This window comes from Geoalkalibacter ferrihydriticus DSM 17813 (genome assembly GCF_000820505.1).
Taxonomy (GTDB): Bacteria; Desulfobacterota; Desulfuromonadia; order Desulfuromonadales; family Geoalkalibacteraceae; genus Geoalkalibacter; species Geoalkalibacter ferrihydriticus.
On the sequence record NZ_JWJD01000001.1, the window covers coordinates 960,563 to 980,997 of the forward strand.

The following is a 20,435-nucleotide window of genomic DNA, read 5'->3' on the forward strand; positions in this document are numbered from 1 at the left end:
AGGCGAAAAAGCTGGGGATTGTCTGCTAAGTTGAAGGATTAGCGCGATTTTACGGGCCCTGAAGGGTGTGGTTAAGATTTGGCAATGAAAGGAAAAAAATGTGGTCAGCCGCCGCGCCCATTGGTAGGTGGCTCCCGTTGAATTTCCACGGCGCGCCGATGGAAATGTTCGGCTTCCGCCGTCATGCCGACCCGTGCATAGCCGTCGCCCAGGTCATGCAGGGCTGCGGCGAATTCTTGCGGGGTGGTGCCGAAGTTGGTGAGAGGCAGCAAATTGCTGCCGCGCGCGGCGAGCAGGCCTTGCATGTTGGCCTGCTGAAATTCGCCCAGGGTGTTTTGTCCCAGATTGTAGCGTGCCGCATGTTCCAGCACCGGGCGGTCGTCGGTGTTGAAGGGCGCGCCGCTGCCGGCAAAGGAGCGCAGGGATTGACTGCCGTAGAGATAGTGGCCGGCGATGAGATCGCCCGGCGAGCCTAAATCGATGGTTCGCATGACGGCGGCCAGGGTGGGATGGGCGAAGCGCCGCGCCATGCCCTGGTAATCAAACTCTACGGGCGTTTGCGAGGCGATGAGGATCAGGTCGGCGCCCGAGTGAAAGACCTGTACCTCGGGAAACACTTCCATGAGGGTGCGCACCGCCAATCGCAGATTGTCGGGCGTCATGTCGTAGAGCCCCAGCCATTGGCCGAAGATGCCGCCTTCATTGAGGTGCGCGGCGGCGAGGCGATAGAAGTCCAGGGTAAACAGGTTGGCGTTGCCGCTTTGCCAGGGGTTGGAAGGCTGGGAGACGATGACATCATAGCTCTGGTCGCGCGTCAGCAAGAGGTTGCGGCCATCCTGAACGAACAGGCGGATCTTGGGATCGTCCAGAACCTGACCGTTGGCTTCGCGGAAATATTTTTCGGCCCGTACCACCTCGGGAGAGATCTCCACGCAGTCGATGCGCTCCGTGGGATGGGCGCTCAGGCCGCGCAGGGTGATGCCGGTACCCAGGCCGATAACCAGCACTTCTCGGGGCGCGGGATGGGCGAAAAGCGGCAACTGCCCGATGAGAGTCTGGGTGTAACGGTCGCGTCCGGTGCCACCGTCGGTCTTGCCGTTGACGGTGAAAAAGCGCACCCCGCCGTCGGCGCTTTCGAATACCGCCACGGTGGTGTCGCGTCCCTTGATGACTTCCAGGATGGTTTCATCGGCCAGAGCACCCTGCATGCCACCCAGGGCGCGGTATTTGGGCGCATAGATGTAGACTCCGCTGTTCATCAGCTTGGCGTCCCATTCCAGGGGCAGAAACAGCACTGCCGCGAGGACCGCGGCGGTGACGGGTATGATCCGCAACAGCGGACGGCCGAGTCGGAAGTGAAACACCAGCCACAGGCCGAGCACCAGATTGGCCAGTGCCAGCAGGCGGAAGCTGTCGAGTGGACCGAGCAGGGGCAGAAGGACAAAGCCTGCCGCCAGGGCGCCGAACACGCTGCCCAGGGTGTCGTGCAGCACCACCAGACCGACGCCCTCGCCAGTGTGGCGCCGGCCGGGATCGAGAATCGCCACCGCCGCGGGCAGCAGCGCGCCGGACAGCAGGGTGGGCAGGCCCAGCACGGCAAAGACGATGAGATAGGAAAGCAGGGAGAGGTGCCACCAGCGATCCCCTGATACGTCATGGGCGAACTGGAAGGCCTGGGCGAGCTGATCATAGAAGGGGGCGCTCGCCAGCACCGCCAGGCCCATGAGCAGGGTCAGTAGACAGAACAGGCGCTTTTCATTGATGTTTGGATGGACCAGACGGGCATAAAGTGCGGCGCCCAGGGCGACGCCGACCAGGTAGGTGGACAGCATCAGGGCAAAGGCATAGACCGTATTGCCGAGGAACAGCATGAGCACCCGCGTCCAGAGAATCTGGTAGGCGAGGGTAAAAAAGCCCACCAGGCCCACCGCGATGAGTAGCGGCCGGTGGATTTTGCGGTCGAGGCTCCAGTCGCGATGGCGGGGCGGGGACGATTCGGCGCTGGGCGGGGTGCTGAATTGGCGCGACAGGGCGAACGCCGCGGCGGCCACCGCCAGGTTGAGAGCCACGGCGAGGTAGCCGGTGCGTGACAGTCCCAGGGCCGGAATCAGGACAAAGGCGGCGCAGAAGGTGCCCAGGGTCGCCCCCAGGGTGTTGAGAGCGTAGAGGCGTCCGATCTGACCGCCGCATTTCCTGCGGGCGAAGAGCCGGCACATGACCGGCAGGGTGCCGCCCATGAAGATCGCCGGCGGCAACAACAACAGGGCGCAGAACAGAATATTGACGCTGGTGGTGAGCCAGGGCGCCTGGGGCAGCATGTGGGTCCAGAAAATGTAAACCCGCTCGACCATCATCAGCAAGGGAGCAAAGGTAAGAGCAGCTCCGGCGATGGCCACTTCAAGCCAGGCATAGACCCGCAGCAGGTTGGTGTCGTGGTCGACGGTATAGCGGCCGAACACATAGCTGCCCAACGCCAGGCCCGCCATGAAGGTCGCGGTGACGATACTCACCGCCCCGATGGTGGTGCCAAAGGTCAGGGCGAGGTATTTGCTCCACAGCACCTCGTAGATCAGGGCACAAAATCCCGACAGGGCGAAGAGCAGGTAGACGACGAACTTTTGGCAGGGGCGCGGCTCCATGAGGGCTCCGGGGGTGTTTAAGAGGCACTGCGCGCGGGATTACCCGAAATATCCTCGGAAACTCTGCAAAATGAACGCCGGAATCTGCCCAAAAATAAAAAATCCTTTTGTTGGGGTGATATCCCATTGTTTGCGGGACTTTTCCCTCAGGGCCTATTCCTCTTCGGAATTTTCGTCCCAGCCGTCTTCTTCCAGATCTTCCATGTCGTCCTCATCCGGTTGGGCCATTTCGACCATGAAACGCACCGCCAGGGACACGGCTTCGGCGCGCAGTTGCGGGTTGCCGCCGCGCGCCGGCATCAGGCCGCTTTCGCCCTGGTAGCCTTGGATGGCATTTTCCACCAGCTTGTGCATGCCCTTGTCCAGGCGCGGTTGCCAGGCGGGTACATCGCCCAGGCGCGGCGCGCCGCCCTCGCCGTCGTTGTGGCATTGAGCGCAGGCGCGGTGATAATAGCGTGCGCCCATTTCGGCCAAGTCCTGAGGATTGTTGGTCACGATGGGACCCGAGGGTGTCGGCCGCGCTTCCGGTGCCTTTACCGCGGACGGCTCCTCTTTGGGTGCCGGCGGTGCGGGCTCCTCGCGGCTACAGGCGACGAGAAAGACCAACAGGGTGCAAAGCAAAAACAGAGGGCGAATCATGGGATACTCCTTAATGCGAAATGGTTAGTCTTCCATTAGGGACGCAATGTATTGAGGAATCCAGGGATAGTGCACTTCCGACCAGGGAAGGTCAGCCAACTCCCGAAGAAGCTCCGCAGCCTCAAGCGCTTTGCCCAGTTCCAGATAAACTTCGGCCATGCGCAGAGGCAGGAAGGGATTGCGCGAATCCTCGGCGGCGGCCATTTCCAGCATGCGCAGTTCCTGATCGGGCAACTCCCGCGTACGGGCCAGGGCCGCCAGGTTGAGATATTCCACGGCGTAGCCGGGGTCGAGAGCCACGGTGCGGGCCAGGGCCTCGAGAGCTTCGCTGCCGGCGCGGCGCGTGCGCAGGGCGCGGTAGAGTTCGAATTGCAGGGGCGCATCGTCCGTCCAGCGCGCAGCCGCCTCACGCGCCGTTTCGAGAACCCGGTCCATTTCCAGGAAGGTGGCCAGATAGAGAATGTCGCCGTGTTCGTGCCAGGCGCGCGGCTGCGGGCGCGTGAGCATGCCTGGCTCGGTGAATATGCGCGCCAGGCGATGGCCGAGAAAGCGCATGTCGACACTCACCCGCCCCTCGCCTTGCCCCATCGAGAGAGTGGCGGCGCGCAGATCCAAGTCTTCCATGGGCAATTCGCTGAGGGTCTCGCGCATCAGCTCGAACACCGGGCTTTTAACCTCGTTGCGGTAGAGCGCCTGAAAAAAACCGAGGTCCACATGCAGCGCCACGGGACCGGAGATTTCCGGAAAATGCCCGGGAACGACGGCCTCTAAGGGGATGCCCGCGAGGGTCAGGCGAAATCCGCGTGGGTCGGCGGCCAGGGTTTGTACTTCCTGTTCATCAAGGAGTCCGCTATCGAAAAGCTGCCGGCGAAAAATCTCGACATCGAGGGTTTGGGGCGATTCCTTGGTCGGCAAAATCCAGATCACCCGCGAGAAAAAACCGGCATCAAGGGCCGCCCGCAGGACTTGGCTCGGCAGCAGATGCGGGTCGGGCCGATCCGGCGCGGCATGGCGGCGCAACTCCTCGGCAGAGCCGTTGCGTACCAGGGTCGCGGCCGCCTCGTGCCTGGATTCTGGAATCAGTTGCAGAAAGGGATCTTGGGAGATCAGCACCAGGGTCGGCTGCTCGTTGTTGAGGGCACGCCATTGGGGTATGGCCAGGCTGGCGAACTCCAGCAGCGCGGACGGATCGGTAACCTCGGGCGCGGTGGGTGGCGGCTCCGGATGCGCGGTGTCCGGCACGGCGGAAGTGGCGACCGGCGGGGGCGTTGATTCGTTGTCCCGCTGACACCCGAAGGTTGTCAGAGCAAGGGCGATGAAGAGGACCATGAGTGTTCGCATGAGAGTCACCGAATAAAAAGCCAGCGCAGGATGGTCGTGCCGTAAAGGCCCGCCAGCAGCGCCAGGGTGGTCAGGACACCTGCCGCAAAGCCGCGGCGCGACAGGGCGGCGGGCAGGGCGGCGAGGCAGGGACGGATGCTCAGGACGCTCACCGCTGCGCCGAGGGCGAGCAGCACGGCCACCAGCCATTTGAGGACGTCGAGGGAGATGAAGAGGCCGGGTGTCGGCACCGTATGCATCGTATTCATGGCGAGATAGCTTTTTACCCCGCTTGGGTCGCGCAGGGCGAGGGGCAAAAAGGCGCCCTTGGCGTTGATTTTGACCACCGCCAGAATCAGGTGCACGGTGAGCAGCAGCGGCACTAGAGGCAAGGCGAGATGCCCGAGGCGGTTCCAGAAACCGGGCCCGGTCGGTGGCTCGGGCAGGGCCTCGCCGGTTTGCGGAGGCGGCGCGGCCGCCACCCGCAGTTCGGCGAGGTGCCACACGAGATACCCCGGCAGCAGTAGCAGCAGGGGCAGCAGCAACGCCGCCCAGGGCGCGGCAAGCAGGTAAAAGCCGGCGCTCTGCCAGCCGAGCAGCGCTGCGGCCTGTTCGGGCGCGGCCCACAAAAGGTGCCGCAGGTCGGGATAGACCTTGGTGAAATTGACCGTCAGCAGGCCGAGCAGCACCAGGAAAAACAGAGTCTCCGAGGGTGACAGGCGGCCGCGGCCAAGATCGCCCGGCCAGGGGCGGCGGCCCATGACCAGGTTGTCGTTGCCGCAATTGTGCGCGCAATGCAGACACAGGGTGCAGGATGCGCTGTCGGTCATTTGCGCCGGCACCAGATCGACGGGGCAGCCCTTGCGCCGTCCGTGCCAGTAGAGTACCGCCGGTCCCAGGGCCAGGCGCCGCCAGACGCGGCCGTCGGAGATACAGTTCTGATCCGTGCAGGCGGCACAGGCGCTCTGATCGCCCACGCGCAGTTGCCAGGGAGCGATGCGCGCGTAGAGACCGAACACCGCTCCGGCCGGGCACAGCAGACGACAGAAGGCATGGCCGCGAAACACCAGACCGCAAGCCACCGCCAGGATCAGCATCAGGGCCAGCAGGCGCGCGGTCAAGTCGGGAAAACGATGAACGGCAAGAAAATACACCGCCAACTGCACACCCAGCAACGCCAGGGTGACGGGGATGAAGTTGTTGAGCCAGGCGGGCAGGGTGCGATAAAAGCCGAAGCGGGTCGCCAGTCCGTTGAGCCAGCCCAGGGGGCAGACGGCGCACCACAGCCGCCCGAACAGCAGCGCCACGAAGACCACGCCCATGATCCACCACACCCAGAACAGGTGAGAGGCCAGATTGGTGTACATGAGCGGGTCGGGAACGCTCACGCCGGGGATGTCGCGATGGTGCCATCCCGCTGCGATCATCACCAGCAGCACGACCAGGCACAGCAAACGCAGCATCCGCCAAAACCAGGCCGAGCGCAGCACCCGCCCGAGCAGCGGTATATGAAAAACGTTCTTCAGCATCCGTCCCAACTACCGTTCATAAGGTTGACAAAAGCCACTCTCCTGCTCACCGGTACAGATTTTCCGGCGGCACCATCTCGCCGCGCGCGTTGCGGTAAAGCTGCGGGGTGCCGGTAATCATTTCCAAGCTGCGCGCCGCCCAAACCCGTACTGCAACCACCTCATCGTCCAGGTTTTTGCGCAGGGCTTCGGCGGCAGCGGGACTTCCGACAGGCCCCAGAGCCGTGGCGGCGCTCAGGCGCACCTGCCAGTCGGAATCCACGAGTCCGGCCAGCAAAATATCTTCGGCCCGCGCATCGCGCAAGCGACCGAGGGCGAGCAGGGCATCGGCGCGGTTGGGCCCTTCGGCCTGGGTTTTGAGAGCCGCGAAGGCGCGCTCGTCGCCGATGTCGCCCAGCGCGCGGATCATGCCGCCTGCGGCCTGCGGCGAGGCATCGGGCAGGGCTTGGACCAGGGGCATGACGGCATTTCGGTGAAAACGGATCAGGGCGCGCACCGCGTTGCGGCGGACCTCGTCGTTGGGATCGTCCAGGGCGGCGATAAGGGGTGCAATTCCCGCCCGTTCGCCGATTTCTCCCAGGGCGCGGGCGGCGACGTAACGTCGCTCCAAAGCCCGGTCGGCAAGCACCGCGGCGATGGGCGCCGTGGCTTGGGTGACGCGCAGGGTGCCCAAGGCGGCGATGACATACTCGCGGCGCCGGGCATCGCGGGTGTCGACTTGGGCGAGCAGGGCCGACGCCGCCGGGGCGCCGATTTCGATGAGCACCGGGTAGACGCGGTCGGCCAGGGCCGGATCGCCAAGCAGGCCGACCAGGCGTTCAATGGCTGCCGCATCGCCGCCGCGTGCCCGCCCTTCGAGATCGGGAAGATCGATGGGGCCGCTCGGACCGCAACCTAGCACGAGGAGCAGGGTCAGCAGGTAAAATCCTGTTCGCAAGCTGTTCATCACCAGACCTTGGTCACTCGAATGTCGATGTTTTCCAGAAGCCGGCCGTCCTCGAGAACCACCGCTGAAGGCTCGATGGTGCCCTGGTCGTAGCGCCCGTAGAGATCGCCGAGTTGCGGCGGGCCGCCGAATTTATCGCGGGCGGCGAGATAATAGGTGCCGCCCTCGGGCAGGTGGATCAAGTAGCGGCCGTCCGGGCCGGTTTTCTCCGACACGTACTTGGGGCGCTCGGACATCTGCACATGGTCATAGACATGCACCCGCGCACCCTCCACGGGCCGTCCCTCGCTGTCGAGAACGGCTCCGCTCAGGCCGGTGCGGGCAAGAATTTGATCCTGCGTCAAAAGCCGTTCATCGCCGCTTTTGACGGGCGCCTCGACGTTGAGGCTCAAATGGCCGCCACGCACCTTGAGGGGCATCATTTCACTGCGATAGTCGCCGGCCACCACCGGGCCGGAGGTCTCGCCGTTCTGGCGCTTGCGCACCACCGCCATGTAATCGCCCTCGGGCAGACTCAACTCGAAGCGACCGTCCTCGGCCGTGGCCCGCGAGACGGCAAACGCCGGACCGTGCAGATCCATGCCCTGGCGATAAACGTAGAGATAGGCGCCCTCCAGGGGCGCGACCACCTGACCTTCGATGCGCGTCAGGCCATCTTCCCCGGCCGGTGTGGAGGTTTCGGAGCAACCGCCGAGGGGCAGAACGAAAAGCAGGACCATCAGAATCAGAAGTCTGGACATGTCGTCAATCCATGGTTAGGGGTGCGTGAAAAAGTCAAAAATATATGTAACTGTTTAGCTTGCACCGCAGGGTGCGGCGGCATCGTGTGCGGCAAAAACTCGCCTGTGGCTCAAACATTTGCCGCAGCACTCAACCGCCGCACCCTGCGGTACGGTCGGCGGCGACTGCTGAATAATTGCAAATATAGTCTTTCTCAATGGCATTTCTTTGCGCTCTCGGCGTTCTCTGCGGTGAAAAAATGGCGGCTCGACTTTCACTCCCCCGGCAGCAGCACCAGGATCTCCTCCAAGGTCGATGCATAATGATCGACGGGGGTGTGATCCATGATGGCCAGGCCGAAAGCCGTGCCCAGGGGGTCGCCGGGGCGAAAAACGATGTCGCGGGGATCGCCCGTATCCAGGGCGCGCCGTAGAATCAGCGTCCAGCGTCCCCCTTCGTGAGAGCTCCGGGCGCTGACATCGGCGCGGCCGCCGCGCGGGCGTTCGGTCAGATAACCGGGAGCGGTGCTGCCGGGCGGGCGAAATCCCGAGGCCGGTCTTCCGTCGCCGTCGCGCAGGGGTTGATCTCCCGGGGCAAAGGGCTCCAGACCCGCAGCCGGAGACTGGGCGGCGCGGGAATTTTCCCGATAGAGTTCGCCCGGAATATCGGGATGCATGCCCTGGGCATCGAGCCATAGATCATCAGCGAAGCCGTGGCGCGCGCTGAGATCGGCGCGCCAGCGCCAGAGATCGAGCCAGGGGCCTTCTTCCCGCAGGCGCATGAGATTTCTGGCGTGAAAGGCCGCGCCGCTAACGGCGAAGTCGGCGAGGTGACAGGCCTGGGCGCAGGTAAAGCGCGGAAAATCTTGGCGCTCGGCCCACAGCAGGCCCAGACCGTCCTCCTGACCGCCTTCGTTGTGCCAGATTTCGCCGTCGAAGCGCCATTGCATGAGACGATCGTCGCGGGTGGCGTCGGGCCAGGACAGGCGCAGGTAGAGGTCGGTTTCGGTGTAGAAGGCGCGCATGTCGACGCTGATCGGCGCCGGCGGCAAAGCGCCGTGATGGCACGAAGGCGTGGAGGCATGCACCGTATCCTCGTCGAGGTTCATCTGGCCGCGCAGTTCATGCAGGCGCCCGCCCTTGACCTGCACCTGGCGCGGCAGGGCGCGCTGCCAATCGGCGTCCGACGGCGGCTGCGCCAGTTTGAGGGCGTAGAGGCGATCGGCGGGAATCTCGCGGCAGCCGTTCAAAGCCGTCGCAATCAGCAGGAATGCCGCCGCTATCCACATGCATCGGGTCAAGGTCTTGTCCTGTCTAAGGGAAAATTCGACTTCTCTTTCCGAATAGCCTGGAAAAGCAAAGAACGTACCATGCCCGGTTGCGGGGTAGGCTCCGGGTTTCGTTACGGCGCGTGTCGGTATTTTGACCTCAAGGCGGCGGTTATCTTTTCTGAAGCACGCGCAGAAATGGGTGCAGATATTGCATGATTTTCATGATTGCAGGCCAATCGCTTGGCGGTGGACGATCCGGCGTTGCCGGTCTCTGGACGGTTGGGACGGTTGATGCGGCGCGCGGGCGATTTTGCCGCCCGGCAAAAAGGCCGGACTTTTCCGCCGCATGTGGTGATTTCACGGGATTTCTCGTTTTAAGAGGAGTGATCATGTTCAAAGGATTGAAACAGGCGGCAATGGTCGGGATTCTGCTCATGGGCGGCTTGGGAACGGCGGGGGCGGCTGATTTTGCCGATGTCTCCGAATTCGCCGGGGTCGCCGACGAGGGTCTGGGCAAGGGCGTGGCCTTTGCCGATGTCAACAATAACGGCTACATGGACCTCTATGTGTCCAACAAGGGCGGTGCCAACAAGCTTTATCTCAACAACGGCGACGGCACCTTCACCGACTTTACCGCCCAGGCCGGACCCGGCATCGACCATCCCGGTTTCACCATGGGCAGCGTGTTCGGCGATTTCGACAACGACGGCTGCGTCGATCTCTACCTGGCCACCGGCGGGCGCCACGATATCGAGGCCAACCGCCTGTTCAAGGGCAACTGCGACGGCACCTTCAGCGATGTCACCGAGCAGGCCGGTGTCGGCCTCAGGGCTTTTACCTACGGGGCGTCCTTTGTCGATTTCGACAACGACGGTTTCCTCGACATTTACTGCGCCAATTACGGCGTAGGTGCCAGGAATGTGCTGTTTCGCAACAACGGCGACGGCACCTTCACCGAGGTCACGGATCAGGCCGGCGTCGGTGATCGCGGCTGGAGTTGGATGGCCATCTGGGGCGACGTCAACAACAACGGCCTGCAGGATCTCTACGTGGTCAATGGCCGTTATCCGGCGGGGGAGCCCAATCGCCTGTATATCAACAACGGCGACGGTACTTTCACCGAGCGCTCGCGCGAGGCCGGGGTCGCCGATCCTCACTGGGGCCTGGGCGCGGCCTTTGCCGATATTAACAATAACGGCTCCCTCGATCTGTTCGTGTCGAACTACGTCGGCGGCAACCGCCTCTACTTGAACAACGGCGACGGCACTTTCCGCGATGCCTCCGCGCAACTCACAGGTAGCGGCGAGGGCTGGGGCAAGGGGCCGACTTTCGGCGACGTGAATCACAACGGCCTGCTCGACCTCTACGAGGGCGACTGCAAGTTGGCCAATCAGCTCTATCTCAACGACGGCGCGGGTCACCTGGTCAACGTGGCCGAGGATCTGCCGGTGGTCAAGTGCGAAACCGTGCGCACCAAGGGCACCGCTTTCGCCGACGTCAACAACAACGGGGCTCTCGATCTCTACGTGGTCAACTGGGGCGCACCCAACCGCCTGTTCGAAAACCAGATGAAAAATGCCGACTGGCTCAAGGTCAAGCTCACCGGTACCCAGTCCAATCGTGATGCCTATGGTGCCCGTGTCAAAATTCTGGACCCGGATTCGGGTCAATTGATTGCCATGCGCGAAATGCGCTCCGCCACCGGCTTTTGCGCCCAGGAGCCCAATCTCGCCCATTTCGGCCTCGACGGACGACGCGGTTACGATCTGTTGGTGCGTTTCCCGAGCGGCGTCGAAGTGCGTAAAAACGGTGTGAAAACGGGGCAGGTGCTGGAGATTGTTGAACCGCAATGACGGGATTGTAGGGGCGAGGCATGCCTCGCCCTGGTTCTGCGGGGAATTACGGAATAGGGCGAGGCATGCCTCGCCCCTACGATTTTTGAAATGCAAAGGGCGCGGCATGTCGCGCCCTTTCGTTTTCGGTACACCACTTGCTATTGTCAATACTTCATGAATAATCCAATCAAACTTCATCGCCGCACCTGCTGGGGCATGTTCCTGCTGTGCATGGCCACCCTCATGTACGAGTTGATCCTGACGCGGATCTTCTCGGTGCTCATGTGGTACCATTTCGCCTCCATGGCCATCTCGCTGGCGCTGTTCGGTCTGGGGGCGGCGGCTCTGACCATCGCCCTGAAGCCGCGCTGGTTTCCCCTGGAACGCAGCGAGCTCATCGCGGCGCGCTGGAGCGCTTTGTTCGCTCTGGGGGTCGCGCTGTTTTTCGGTCTGTTCGTCCTGTTCCGGCTTTATCCCCAGTTCGGCTTTACGGTTCTGTCCTTTTTTCATCAACCTCATTACCAGCCCTTTCAGCAGGGTCCCGGCGGCACTTCGGTGCCCGCCGGCATGCTGCCGGCTCTGGCCGTGCTCTATCTGGTCACCGCCTTTCCCTTCTATTGCAGCGGCCTGGCCGTAACCCTGTTGCTGACCCGTCACCTGCGCGACATCAACCGCCTCTACTGCTGGGATCTGCTCGGTGCCGGCGCCGGTTGTCTGGCCATTATCGCGGTGCTCAACCTGGTGGGCGGGATTACTGCCATCCTGGTCATTGCCGCCCTGGGCCTGGGGGCAGCAGCCCTGCTTCTGCCAAACGGCGGTTTGCGCAGGCAGCGCCTGGGGCTGTGGCTGGTGCTGACCGTGCTGGCGGCGGCGGGCGTCGGCAATTTCATCAACAGCTACGCCGAAATACGCTTTGCCCGCGGCCGCTACGAGCCGGGCATGATCTGGAGCGGCTGGAATTCTTTCTCGCGCGTGGCGGTTTATCCCTCCCAGGGGCAGGAACAGGAGCGGGCCTGGGGCCTGTCGCGCAGCTACCGCGGACCCATTCCCGAACAACTGGGCATGGTCATCGACGACAGCGGCTACACCACGCTGTTTCGGCGCGATGACGAGCGCTTCCGCGAGTTTTTCCGCGCCAATGTCATCAGTCTGGCCTATGCCCTGCGTCCGCGGGCCAATGCCCTGGCCATCGGCCCCGGCGGCGGCAAGGACGTGCTGGCCGCCCTGGCCATGGACGCCGAAAAAGTGACGGCGGTCGAACTCAATTCCCTCATCGCCGAAGCGGTCAATGAGCGCTTCGGCGCCTTCACCGGCGAACTCTACCGTGATCCGCGCGTGCGCCTGGCGGTGGACGAGGGGCGCAGTTTCGTGCGGCGTTCCAAGGAGACTTACGACGTCATCCAGGCCTCGGCGGTGTTTGGGCGCATGGCGCCTGCGGCGGGCGCCTTCACCCTCGCGGAGAACAATCTCTACACGGTGGAGGCTTTTGGCGACTACTGGGAGCGTCTCAGCGACGATGGCATTCTGTCCATTTCGCGTTTCATCTTCGAGCGTGAAACCCTGCGTCTGGTGTCCCTGGGTCTGGAATTGCTCAAGGAAAAGGGCGTGGCCGATCCGGCCGCCCACCTTGCCGTCATCCGCGAACGCGGCCTGGCCAATTTCATGCTCAAGCGCAGCCCCTTCACCGCCGAGGAACTCGCCTTTCTGCGCGAAGAGGCCCGGGCGCGTGAATACGACCTGGTGTTCATGCCCGACGCCCGCGACGGCGACAGTCATTATCACCGTCTTATCGCCTCTCGGGGCAGCGACGCCTTTTATCGGGACTTTCCCTTCGATATCCGTCCGGTGAGCGATGATCGCCCCTTTTTCTATTACATGCTCAAGCCCGCGGATTTCGTGCGCCTGCTCTCCTTTCCCGAGCAGAGTCCGTTTGAAGACCGCGCCATTCTGACCCTGCGCAACCTGCTGGTGGTGGTGACGGGGCTGGTTCTGGTGTGCTTGCTGCTGCCCCTGGCGGTGCTGCGCGGACGCGAGTTGCGCACGCCGGGTACGGCACCGCGCCTGGCGTATTTCGCCAGTCTGGGGCTGGGGTTCATGCTCATTGAAATCGGCTTGCTGCGCCGCTTTACCGTCTTTCTCGGGCCGCCTATCTACGCTCTGGCGGTGGTGCTCTTCGCCCTGTTGGTGTTTGCCGGCATCGGTTCGTTGCTTGCCGCACGCTGTCGCCCGGGGCAGGAGCGCGGTGTTTTGCTGAAGCTGCTGGTGGCATTGGTTTTGCTGTCATTGGTGTATGCGGCTATTCTGCCGCCCCTACTGACCAGTTGGCTGACTTTGCCTCTGGTGCTGCGCTGTCTGTTCGCGGTGGTGCTGCTGGCACCCCTGGGTCTTGTCCTGGGTATGCCCCTGCCTTTGGGCATGCGTGCCTTTCATCCGACGCCGGCGGCGGTGCCCTGGAGTTGGGGCATCAACAGCGCCACCAGCGTATTTGGTGCCATCTTCGCCGCGGTGCTGAGCATGAACTTCGGCTTTACGTTCACCCTGCTGGCGGGGGTCGGGGTGTATCTGGTGGCGTTGGCGGCGGTCTGGTGGTTCCGGCCGGTGTGAGGAAGAGCTTGGTGGACAAGGTCGACGGAGTGGACAAAGTGGACTGGGTGCGATTTTGGTTTGTTCTTTCTGCGGTTTTTCTTTGTTGGGCCTGCACGCCGAGCGACAGCGGTGTGGATGGCACCCTGCTGGTGGGTGAGCGGCCCCTGGCCGGGGCACAGCTCGAGATATATCTCAAGAGCGGCAAGGACCGCAGCGTTGCGCCTTTTGCCGTGGCGACCACGGATGAGCGCGGGCGCTATCGCCTGGATCTGCCGCCGGGGCGCTATTACCTCATCGGCAAGAAGCGCGAAGAGGGCGACGACGGCCGTGATCGCATGCTTATGGCCGAATGTCCGACCAACCCCGTCGAGGTGAGGGGGCGGGTGCGGGTGCCTCCTTTCAGCCTGCGCGAGATGGGGCGCGGCGCGGGGTTGGTGCCCGAACCCGGCACCGCAGTGCAGGGGCGGGTGGTGAGCGACGGCGGGCCGGTCGAGGGGGCCTGGGTCTATGTGTATACGAACCAGGCTTCGGGACTCATGGGTCCCTCCTACGCCGAGGCGGTACGTACGGACGAGGTGGGCCGTTACCGCATTCCTCTGCCCGCCGGCAGCTATTATCTTGCGGCGCGCCGGCGCGGCGACGGGTCGCGCCTGGGTGAGCCGGCGCCGGGCGACCTCAACGGGGTTCATGCGGGCAATCCGGTGGTCGTGATCCGGGGTCAGGAAATTGACCTGGAGGATATCCGGGTCAGCGTCGTTGAGCCTGAAACCCGCGCGCAGCGCCGCAACGAAGGCAAGTTTGTCGCCACGGAAACCGCGTTTACCGGCCGGGTGGTGGATGGGCGCGGTACGCCCCAGGCAGGAATCTTCGTGTTCGCCTATCTCGACCGGCGCATGGTCGGAAAACCGACCTATATCTCCGAGCCGAGCAGCGAGGACGGCTCTTTTACTCTTTATCTGAGCAGCGGCGGCACTTATTACATCGGCGCGCGCAGCCGTTTCGGCGGACCCCTGGAACCCGGCGAGCGAGTCGGTACCTACGGCGGCCGCGCCGACCACGGCGCCGACATCGAGCGCGGCGCGCAGGTCTTGCTGGACGATTTGCAGGTTCGGGAGGTGTGGTGAAGGCATTCTTGTTGTTGATTTTTCTCGGACTCTTGCCGACGGCGGCGCAGGCCCTTTCCCTTTCCTCGGATACGGTGTGGCGCGGGGCTCTGGAGTTTTCAGAAACGGTCCGCGTCGAGCGCGGCGTGACCCTGCGTGTGGAACCGGGCACCGAGATTCATTTCAGCGGCGGCGGCCTGGAAGTCCTGGGACACCTGGAAGCGCGCGGTGCGCTCTTTTCCGGCGGCGACTGGGAGGGCATTCAGTTGCACGGCGGTGAGCATCTGCTGGACGACTGTCGTATCAGCGGTGCGCGCATCGGGCTGCTGGTGCTCGGCGGCGCGCCCAGACTCACGAATTTAGAGGTGTCGGGAAATGGCACGGGAATCGAGCTGCGCCGTCAGACCAGCGCGGAGGTGCAGCGGTGCCGCATTCTTGACAATCACGGCGTGGGACTGTTTCTTAAGGACGAGGCCCGGCCGCGCATTCAGGATTGCCTGATCCAGGGCAACGCCCGCTTCGGCGTCTATGTCTATCGCTCTAATCCCCAGGTGTTTCGCGACAATCTGCTGCGCGCCAATCCCGTGGGTTTGATGATCGCCTATTACGGCACCGATCCCGAGATCGGCGGCAACCGCTTCGAGGGCAACGAGGTCGGCATTCAGGTCGACCGCGCGGCGCGTCCGGTTCTCGTGAGCAATGTCCTTGTCGACGGCGGCACCGGGATTCTGCTGTCGCGCCGTGCCGACGCCCGGATACGCCACAACCGCATCAGCGGCAATCGCATCGGCGTCCAAGTGGAATATTCCAGCTATCCGGTGATTCGCGAGAACGACCTGGCCGGCAACGCCATGGCGCTGGTCTTGAGCCATCAGTCCTCGGCCTGGGAACGCGCCAACGGCGAGGCCGCCCGCGCCGCCGAGAGCAGCGGGCGCGGCGCCTTCGGCCAGACGGCGCGCCAGCCCGCTGATGCCGAGGCGCGGCGTCCTCGGGCGCTCACCGGCACGGTGGATGCAAAGCACAACTGGTGGGGCGCGGCCGAAACCGCTGAATTGACGCGCAGCGCCGGGCGCGGCAATCCCCCATTTATCCACGACGGCCGTGATGAGCCGTATTTTGAGGATGAGGGCAAAAAATATCCGCTGGATATGGTTGAATTCGCACCCTGGCGGGCGGCGCCTTTAAATCCGGCAGCAAGGAATACGCAATGATGAAAACCAGAAAAAAATTCTATTTGGGATCTATGGGACCTGTGGGCCTGATGCGACCGATAATTATTTCGCTGGTGTTGCTTGCGCTTGCCGTGCCGGCCTGGGCCGCTTCGGGAGTGCAGGGGCGGGTCGCCTGGCGTGGCGAACTGGTCGAAGGGGTCCAGGTCCATGCCTATGGCGCCATTGCCGACATCCCCGCCGGACGTGTCCTGGCGGTGTCGCCGCCGGTGGATGTCGACGGCAGCTATCGGCTGGATTTGCCGCCGGGAGACTACTACCTGGTGGCGCGCGATTTCGAGGGCGAGCCGGGGCCCGGCAACCATTTCTGTTATTACAGCGGTGCGCCGGTGCGGGTCAGCGCGGAGCACTACACCAACGTGGGGTTTAATCTCATTCGCCTGGGCGAAACCCCGCCGCCGCAACCGGGTGAAATGAGCGGGATCGAGGGCGAAATCACCTTTGAGGAAGAGTTGCTGGAGCGCGTTTATCTCTACGTCTACACCGATTCCGCGCGGGGGTTCAAAGGGCCGGGCTATACCATCCAGCCGGTGGAATCGGGTCATTTCCGCCTGCGCCTGCCGCCTGGAGAATACTGGGTGCTGGCGCGCAAACGCGCCCAGGGCGGGATGTTCGGCCCCATCGAAATCGGCGACTACTTCAACTACTACTACGGCAATCCGGTGCGCATCGCCGCGGGCGAGATGCACCGGGTGGATATTGAAACCATTACCCGCCTGGCTTTGCTCGAAGAGGGCGAGGCGCCGGCCTTTCGCGGGGTGCGCGGGGTCGTGACGGGGCCGCAGGACGAACCCCTGGCGGGGGTGCGGGTGTTTGCCTACCGCAACCCGGAGATGACCGGTCATCCCGAGGTGTTTTCCGCGGCGACGGACGCCGCCGGGCATTTTGAGCTGCCCCTGGGCGCCGACGGCCCCTGGCATCTTCTGGCGCGCCAGTCTTTCGGTGGGCCGGTCGGGGAGGGCGAATGGTACGGGCGCTATGAAGCAGGCGCTGCGGGATTGACCCTGAGCGCCGAGGGCAGCGTTAGCGAGGTACGTATCCGTGTCGAGAAAAAATCTCTTTAGACTGCTGTTTGCGGCAGCGCTGATTCTGCCCGGAGGTGCCCTGGCCTCATCGCCGGAGCGTCTGCCGGCGGGCGAGACCCGCTGGAGCGGTGTGGTCGAACTGAAGCAGCCCCTGGAGGTCCCGACGGATGCCAGGCTGTTTATCGCGGCAGGCACGCGGGTCGAGGCGACCGAGGCGGCGACGCGCATTCTGGTGCGGGGACGGTTGGAGATCGCCGGTACCGCGGATGCGCCGGTGGTGTTTGCCTCTGCGCCCGGTTGGCAGGGCATCGAATTGATGGAGCCGGCCGCGCCTGTGGAGGTTCGCTACGCCCGCTTTGCGGGGGTCGAAGTCGCCCTGCGGGTTCTGGGCGCCCGTCTGCGGGTTTCGCACAGCGAGTTTCGCGACGGCGGGCACGGCATCGACCTGGTGCGCGAATCCCAGGCGGTGATCGAGGATTGCCTGTTCACGGACAACGAGATCGGTATCGAGGCCCAGATGAAATCGCACATCCAGATCCGGCGCAGTCTGTTCCGCAACCATCGCGGCAGCGCTTTTATCGCCGGTCACGGCAGCGGCGGCGATATCGACGACTGCCGTTTCGAGGACAACCGCCAGGCCATCGGTCTCAAGAGCCGCTTTGACGGAACCATCGGCGGCAACCGTTTCATCGACAACGCAATCGCCATCTTCTGCAATCAGACTCAGCGCTCCCCACATATCCGCAACAACGAATTCAGTGGCGGCGAAGTCGCCTTGGCCAATTTGTCCTTTTCTTTTCCGCAGGTTGAAGACAACCGCTTCGTCGGCAACGGCACGGCCATGCGTAACGATCAGTTCGCCTCGGCTCAGGTGCGCCACAATCTATTCGCCGAAAACGATACCGCCCTGTGGAACAACCGCAAGTCCGATCCCGTGGTTGAAAAAAACGAATTCCGCGCCAATCGACGCGTGCTGTATTGCGACTATTCCTCTTATCCGCGGGTACGCCGCAATAACTTCATCGGCAACGCCATGGCGGTGGAGCTGGGGCGTTTCCAGAGCGCTGACTTTGAAACCCGTGTGGGCTCCCGGGGGCAGGTCATGAACCAGGCGCAGGCGCGCCAGAGTCAGAATCCTTTGCTGGCGCGTGCGCCTACGGAATTTCGCGACGAGGTGGATGTGCGCGATAACTGGTGGGGGCCGGACACCTCGGCTCTGGAGGCGGCGGACAACGCAGGCGCGTTATCCTTCTTTCGCGACCGCCACGAACTGGGACGGGTCAGTTACGCAGGCTGGGGAGAGGAATCCTATCTTATCGACCAGGTGGTGTTTGCTCCCTGGCTGAACGAGGCGGTGAGCGATGCCGGACCGCGGGAGGTGCCATGAAAAAAACATTTCTGCTTTTTTTCGCAATGCTGCTGATATGCACGACGGCTTTCGGCGCAACCATCGAAGGCCGGGTGGTGCTTGACGGAGAACCCCTGGCCGGGATGCGCGTCGAGGCTCACACGAACCTGGATTTTTCCGGCGAGCCACTGGCGGTGTCAGCCCCCAGCGATGAATTTGGTTTCTACCGGCTGAATCTGCCGGTGGGCCTCTATGCTCTTTTCGCCCGCGACGAAGAGCGCGGCCTGTTCGCTTTTTGCGGGCGCAACCCCGTGGCTTTGGCCGACGAGACGGTGTGGGCGGGACTGCAAGGGGTGGTGACGGCTCCGGCTAAGGCGCTGCCCTATGACGATGACTTCAACGCTGCGGTTGAAGGGGTGGTGCTCCTTGACGGCGTACCCGTTGCCGACGCCCGGGTTTATCTCTATCTCGACGCCGAGGAGGACCTCAAGGGGCAGGGTTATCGCCTGTCGCCGCCGACCGGTGTCGATGGGCGTTTCGCCTTCGATACCCTGCCCGAAACCGGCTATTTCCTCGTCGCCCGCAAGCGAGCCGGAGGCGGGCAGGTGGGTCCGGTGCGCGAAGGCGATCTGTTCGGGGTTTATGCCGGCAATCCCCTGTATCTTCAAGCCGGACAGACGCAACAGATCAGCCTGCCGGTGGTGCGCAAGGTGCAGGAGGAAAACCGCAGCGAAACCTTCGTCCGCGCCACGGGCATGGCCTTTTCAGGGCGCGTTACCAATCCCCAGGGACAGCCTGTGGCCGGGGTGCACGTCTTCGCCTATACGGATCGCGTGATCGGCCATCAGCGCCCGGCGGCCCTTTCTCCGCCCACCGGCGTCGACGGTCGCTATGTGGTCTACGTGCGGGAACCAGGCGTCTATTTCGTTGGCTCGCGGCAGAAATACGGCGATTCGCCACGGCCTGGCGAGTTGTTCGGCATGTATGACGAAACCGCCGATCACAGCCTGACCATTCTGCCCGGAGAGACTCTTGAGGGGATCGATATCGAGGTCGAGCCGGTGACGTTGGGGTTTGAGCTGTGAATCGAAGGGGCGCGCCGACGTGCGCCCAGGGTGAATCCATGGAAATTGGTTTTGTTGACGTAGGGGCGACGCATGCGTCGTCCGGATTGTCCCGCACCCCGCCAAGGGCGACGCATGCGTCGCCCCTACGGATTATCCTGGGGTTGTGCCTGTTGCTGCTGGTCGGTTGCGCGCGGCCGCCCGTTGCGCCGCCGGTACTGCATCTGACCGATGCGGTGATCGAGGGTGAGGCGGTGTGGAGCGGCGAGGTGCGCATTACCGGCGTGGTGGTGGTGAAGAAAAACGGCCACCTGACCATTCTGCCCGGGACGCGGGTCTTGTTCACGCCCATCGACATTGACGGCGACGGCATCGGCGATTCGGAGTTGCTGGTCGAGGGCGGCATCGTCGCGCGCGGCACCCCCGAGCAGCCCATCCTGTTCACCAGCGCGGCCGAGAATCCGCAAAAATCCGACTGGAAATTTCTCTATCTCAACTTCGCGCGCGAGGGTGTCATCGAGCACATCATCAGCGAATACGCTTTCAGCGGCATTCAGGTGCATTTCTGCCAGGCTTCGGTGAAAAACTCGGTGTTTCGCCACAACGTCGACGGGGTGCGTTTTTCCACCGTCAACCTCGAAGTCTCCGGCAACCTGATTCACGACAACACGCACGGTCTGCGCTTCGAGGAGCGGCGCGGGCGCGCCCATGTGCATCACAACGAAATCCGCGACAACGACATCAACATCTTCGTCGTCACCCGCTCCGACGATAACAGCCTCATCGAATACAACAACATCACCGCTGCCGGCCAGTATCACGTTAAACTCGGCTTCGACCAGGCGGGCGACCTAACCCTGCCGCGCAACTGGTGGGGTAGCGCAGATCCTGTGGAAATGCGCCGTCTGTTCTTCGACCACGACTTCGATGCGCATCTCGGTCGGGTGCACGCCCCGGAGCCGCTCGCGGCCCCCCTGTCTCTCGCGCTTCCCTGAGTTTTTCAGCCTTCTTTTTCGTTGATCCAAAAGGGTGCCTTTGTGGCGCCTTTTTTGCATTGGTAAGATCTAACTGATCAGGCCTATTTGACTGTAAGCTCCCGTTCTGCAGGGTTTGCCAAGCCCGGCAGCGAAGTCCAAGGTCGGTGGGGTGCCTCGGCACAAGCCGCGATTTGACTGTTCTGGT

The 20,435-nt window shown here is 63.3% G+C and carries 15 protein-coding genes; 8 read left to right on the top strand and 7 right to left on the bottom strand.

What is annotated here, in order from left to right; all coding sequences use genetic code 11:
* Positions 1-104 precede the first annotated feature (104 nt).
* From GFER_RS04490 to GFER_RS04520, 7 genes are all read right to left on the bottom strand, one after another.
* Positions 105-2,639, bottom strand: coding sequence for a fused MFS/spermidine synthase (locus GFER_RS04490; RefSeq protein WP_040096433.1), 2,535 nt, complete (start codon positions 2,637-2,639; stop codon positions 105-107).
* 153 nt (positions 2,640-2,792) lie between these two features.
* Positions 2,793-3,278 carry a c-type cytochrome gene (locus GFER_RS04495; RefSeq protein ID WP_052445955.1) on the bottom strand — a complete coding sequence of 162 codons (486 nt, stop codon included), beginning with the start codon at positions 3,276-3,278 and terminating at the stop codon, positions 2,793-2,795.
* Between the two features lie 24 nt (positions 3,279-3,302).
* Positions 3,303-4,619, bottom strand: coding sequence for a hypothetical protein (locus GFER_RS04500; RefSeq protein ID WP_139172212.1), 1,317 nt, complete (start codon positions 4,617-4,619; stop codon positions 3,303-3,305).
* Positions 4,620-4,624: 5 nt separating this feature from the next.
* Positions 4,625-6,127 (bottom strand): 4Fe-4S binding protein, encoded by a 1,503-nt coding sequence (locus GFER_RS04505; protein WP_040096435.1) that lies wholly within the window; start codon positions 6,125-6,127, stop codon positions 4,625-4,627.
* A gap of 46 nt (positions 6,128-6,173) precedes the next feature.
* Positions 6,174-7,073 (bottom strand): HEAT repeat domain-containing protein, encoded by a 900-nt coding sequence (locus GFER_RS17480; protein ID WP_052445956.1) that lies wholly within the window; start codon positions 7,071-7,073, stop codon positions 6,174-6,176.
* The gene (locus GFER_RS04515; RefSeq protein WP_040096436.1) at positions 7,073-7,813 is read right to left on the bottom strand and encodes a carboxypeptidase-like regulatory domain-containing protein; all 741 of its coding nucleotides are present in this window, start codon (positions 7,811-7,813) and stop codon (positions 7,073-7,075) included. Before GFER_RS04515 ends, GFER_RS17480 begins: the two co-directional genes overlap by 1 nt.
* A gap of 254 nt (positions 7,814-8,067) precedes the next feature.
* The gene (locus GFER_RS04520) at positions 8,068-9,093 is read right to left on the bottom strand and encodes an ethylbenzene dehydrogenase-related protein (RefSeq protein ID WP_139172211.1); all 1,026 of its coding nucleotides are present in this window, start codon (positions 9,091-9,093) and stop codon (positions 8,068-8,070) included.
* Between the two features lie 359 nt (positions 9,094-9,452).
* Here GFER_RS04520 and GFER_RS04525 point away from each other — a divergent pair, with 359 nt between their 5' ends.
* From GFER_RS04525 to GFER_RS04560, 8 genes are all read left to right on the top strand, one after another.
* The gene (locus GFER_RS04525; RefSeq protein ID WP_040096438.1) at positions 9,453-10,916 is read left to right on the top strand and encodes an FG-GAP repeat domain-containing protein; all 1,464 of its coding nucleotides are present in this window, start codon (positions 9,453-9,455) and stop codon (positions 10,914-10,916) included.
* Positions 10,917-11,072: 156 nt separating this feature from the next.
* Positions 11,073-13,502 (top strand): spermine/spermidine synthase domain-containing protein, encoded by a 2,430-nt coding sequence (locus tag GFER_RS04530; protein ID WP_161807381.1) that lies wholly within the window; start codon positions 11,073-11,075, stop codon positions 13,500-13,502.
* An 11-nt stretch (positions 13,503-13,513) separates the two neighbouring features.
* Complete coding sequence (locus GFER_RS04535) at positions 13,514-14,608, top strand: MSCRAMM family protein (protein ID WP_040096442.1); 1,095 nt, start codon at positions 13,514-13,516, stop codon at positions 14,606-14,608.
* Complete coding sequence (locus tag GFER_RS04540; protein ID WP_040096444.1) at positions 14,605-15,798, top strand: right-handed parallel beta-helix repeat-containing protein; 1,194 nt, start codon at positions 14,605-14,607, stop codon at positions 15,796-15,798. The genes GFER_RS04535 and GFER_RS04540 overlap by 4 nt, the downstream gene beginning before the upstream one ends.
* 50 nt (positions 15,799-15,848) lie before the next feature.
* The gene (locus GFER_RS04545; RefSeq protein ID WP_139172209.1) at positions 15,849-16,880 is read left to right on the top strand and encodes a carboxypeptidase-like regulatory domain-containing protein; all 1,032 of its coding nucleotides are present in this window, start codon (positions 15,849-15,851) and stop codon (positions 16,878-16,880) included.
* Complete coding sequence (locus GFER_RS04550) at positions 16,858-18,228, top strand: right-handed parallel beta-helix repeat-containing protein (RefSeq protein ID WP_040096449.1); 1,371 nt, start codon at positions 16,858-16,860, stop codon at positions 18,226-18,228. Before GFER_RS04545 ends, GFER_RS04550 begins: the two co-directional genes overlap by 23 nt.
* A complete protein-coding gene (locus GFER_RS04555; protein WP_040096450.1) occupies positions 18,225-19,274 on the top strand; it encodes a hypothetical protein in 1,050 nt (349 codons plus the stop codon). The genes GFER_RS04550 and GFER_RS04555 overlap by 4 nt, the downstream gene beginning before the upstream one ends.
* Before the next feature lie 38 nt (positions 19,275-19,312).
* On the top strand, positions 19,313-20,248 hold the full coding sequence (locus tag GFER_RS04560) for a right-handed parallel beta-helix repeat-containing protein (RefSeq protein WP_082047850.1): 936 nt from the start codon (positions 19,313-19,315) through the stop codon (positions 20,246-20,248).
* The last annotated feature ends 187 nt before the right edge of the window (positions 20,249-20,435 follow it).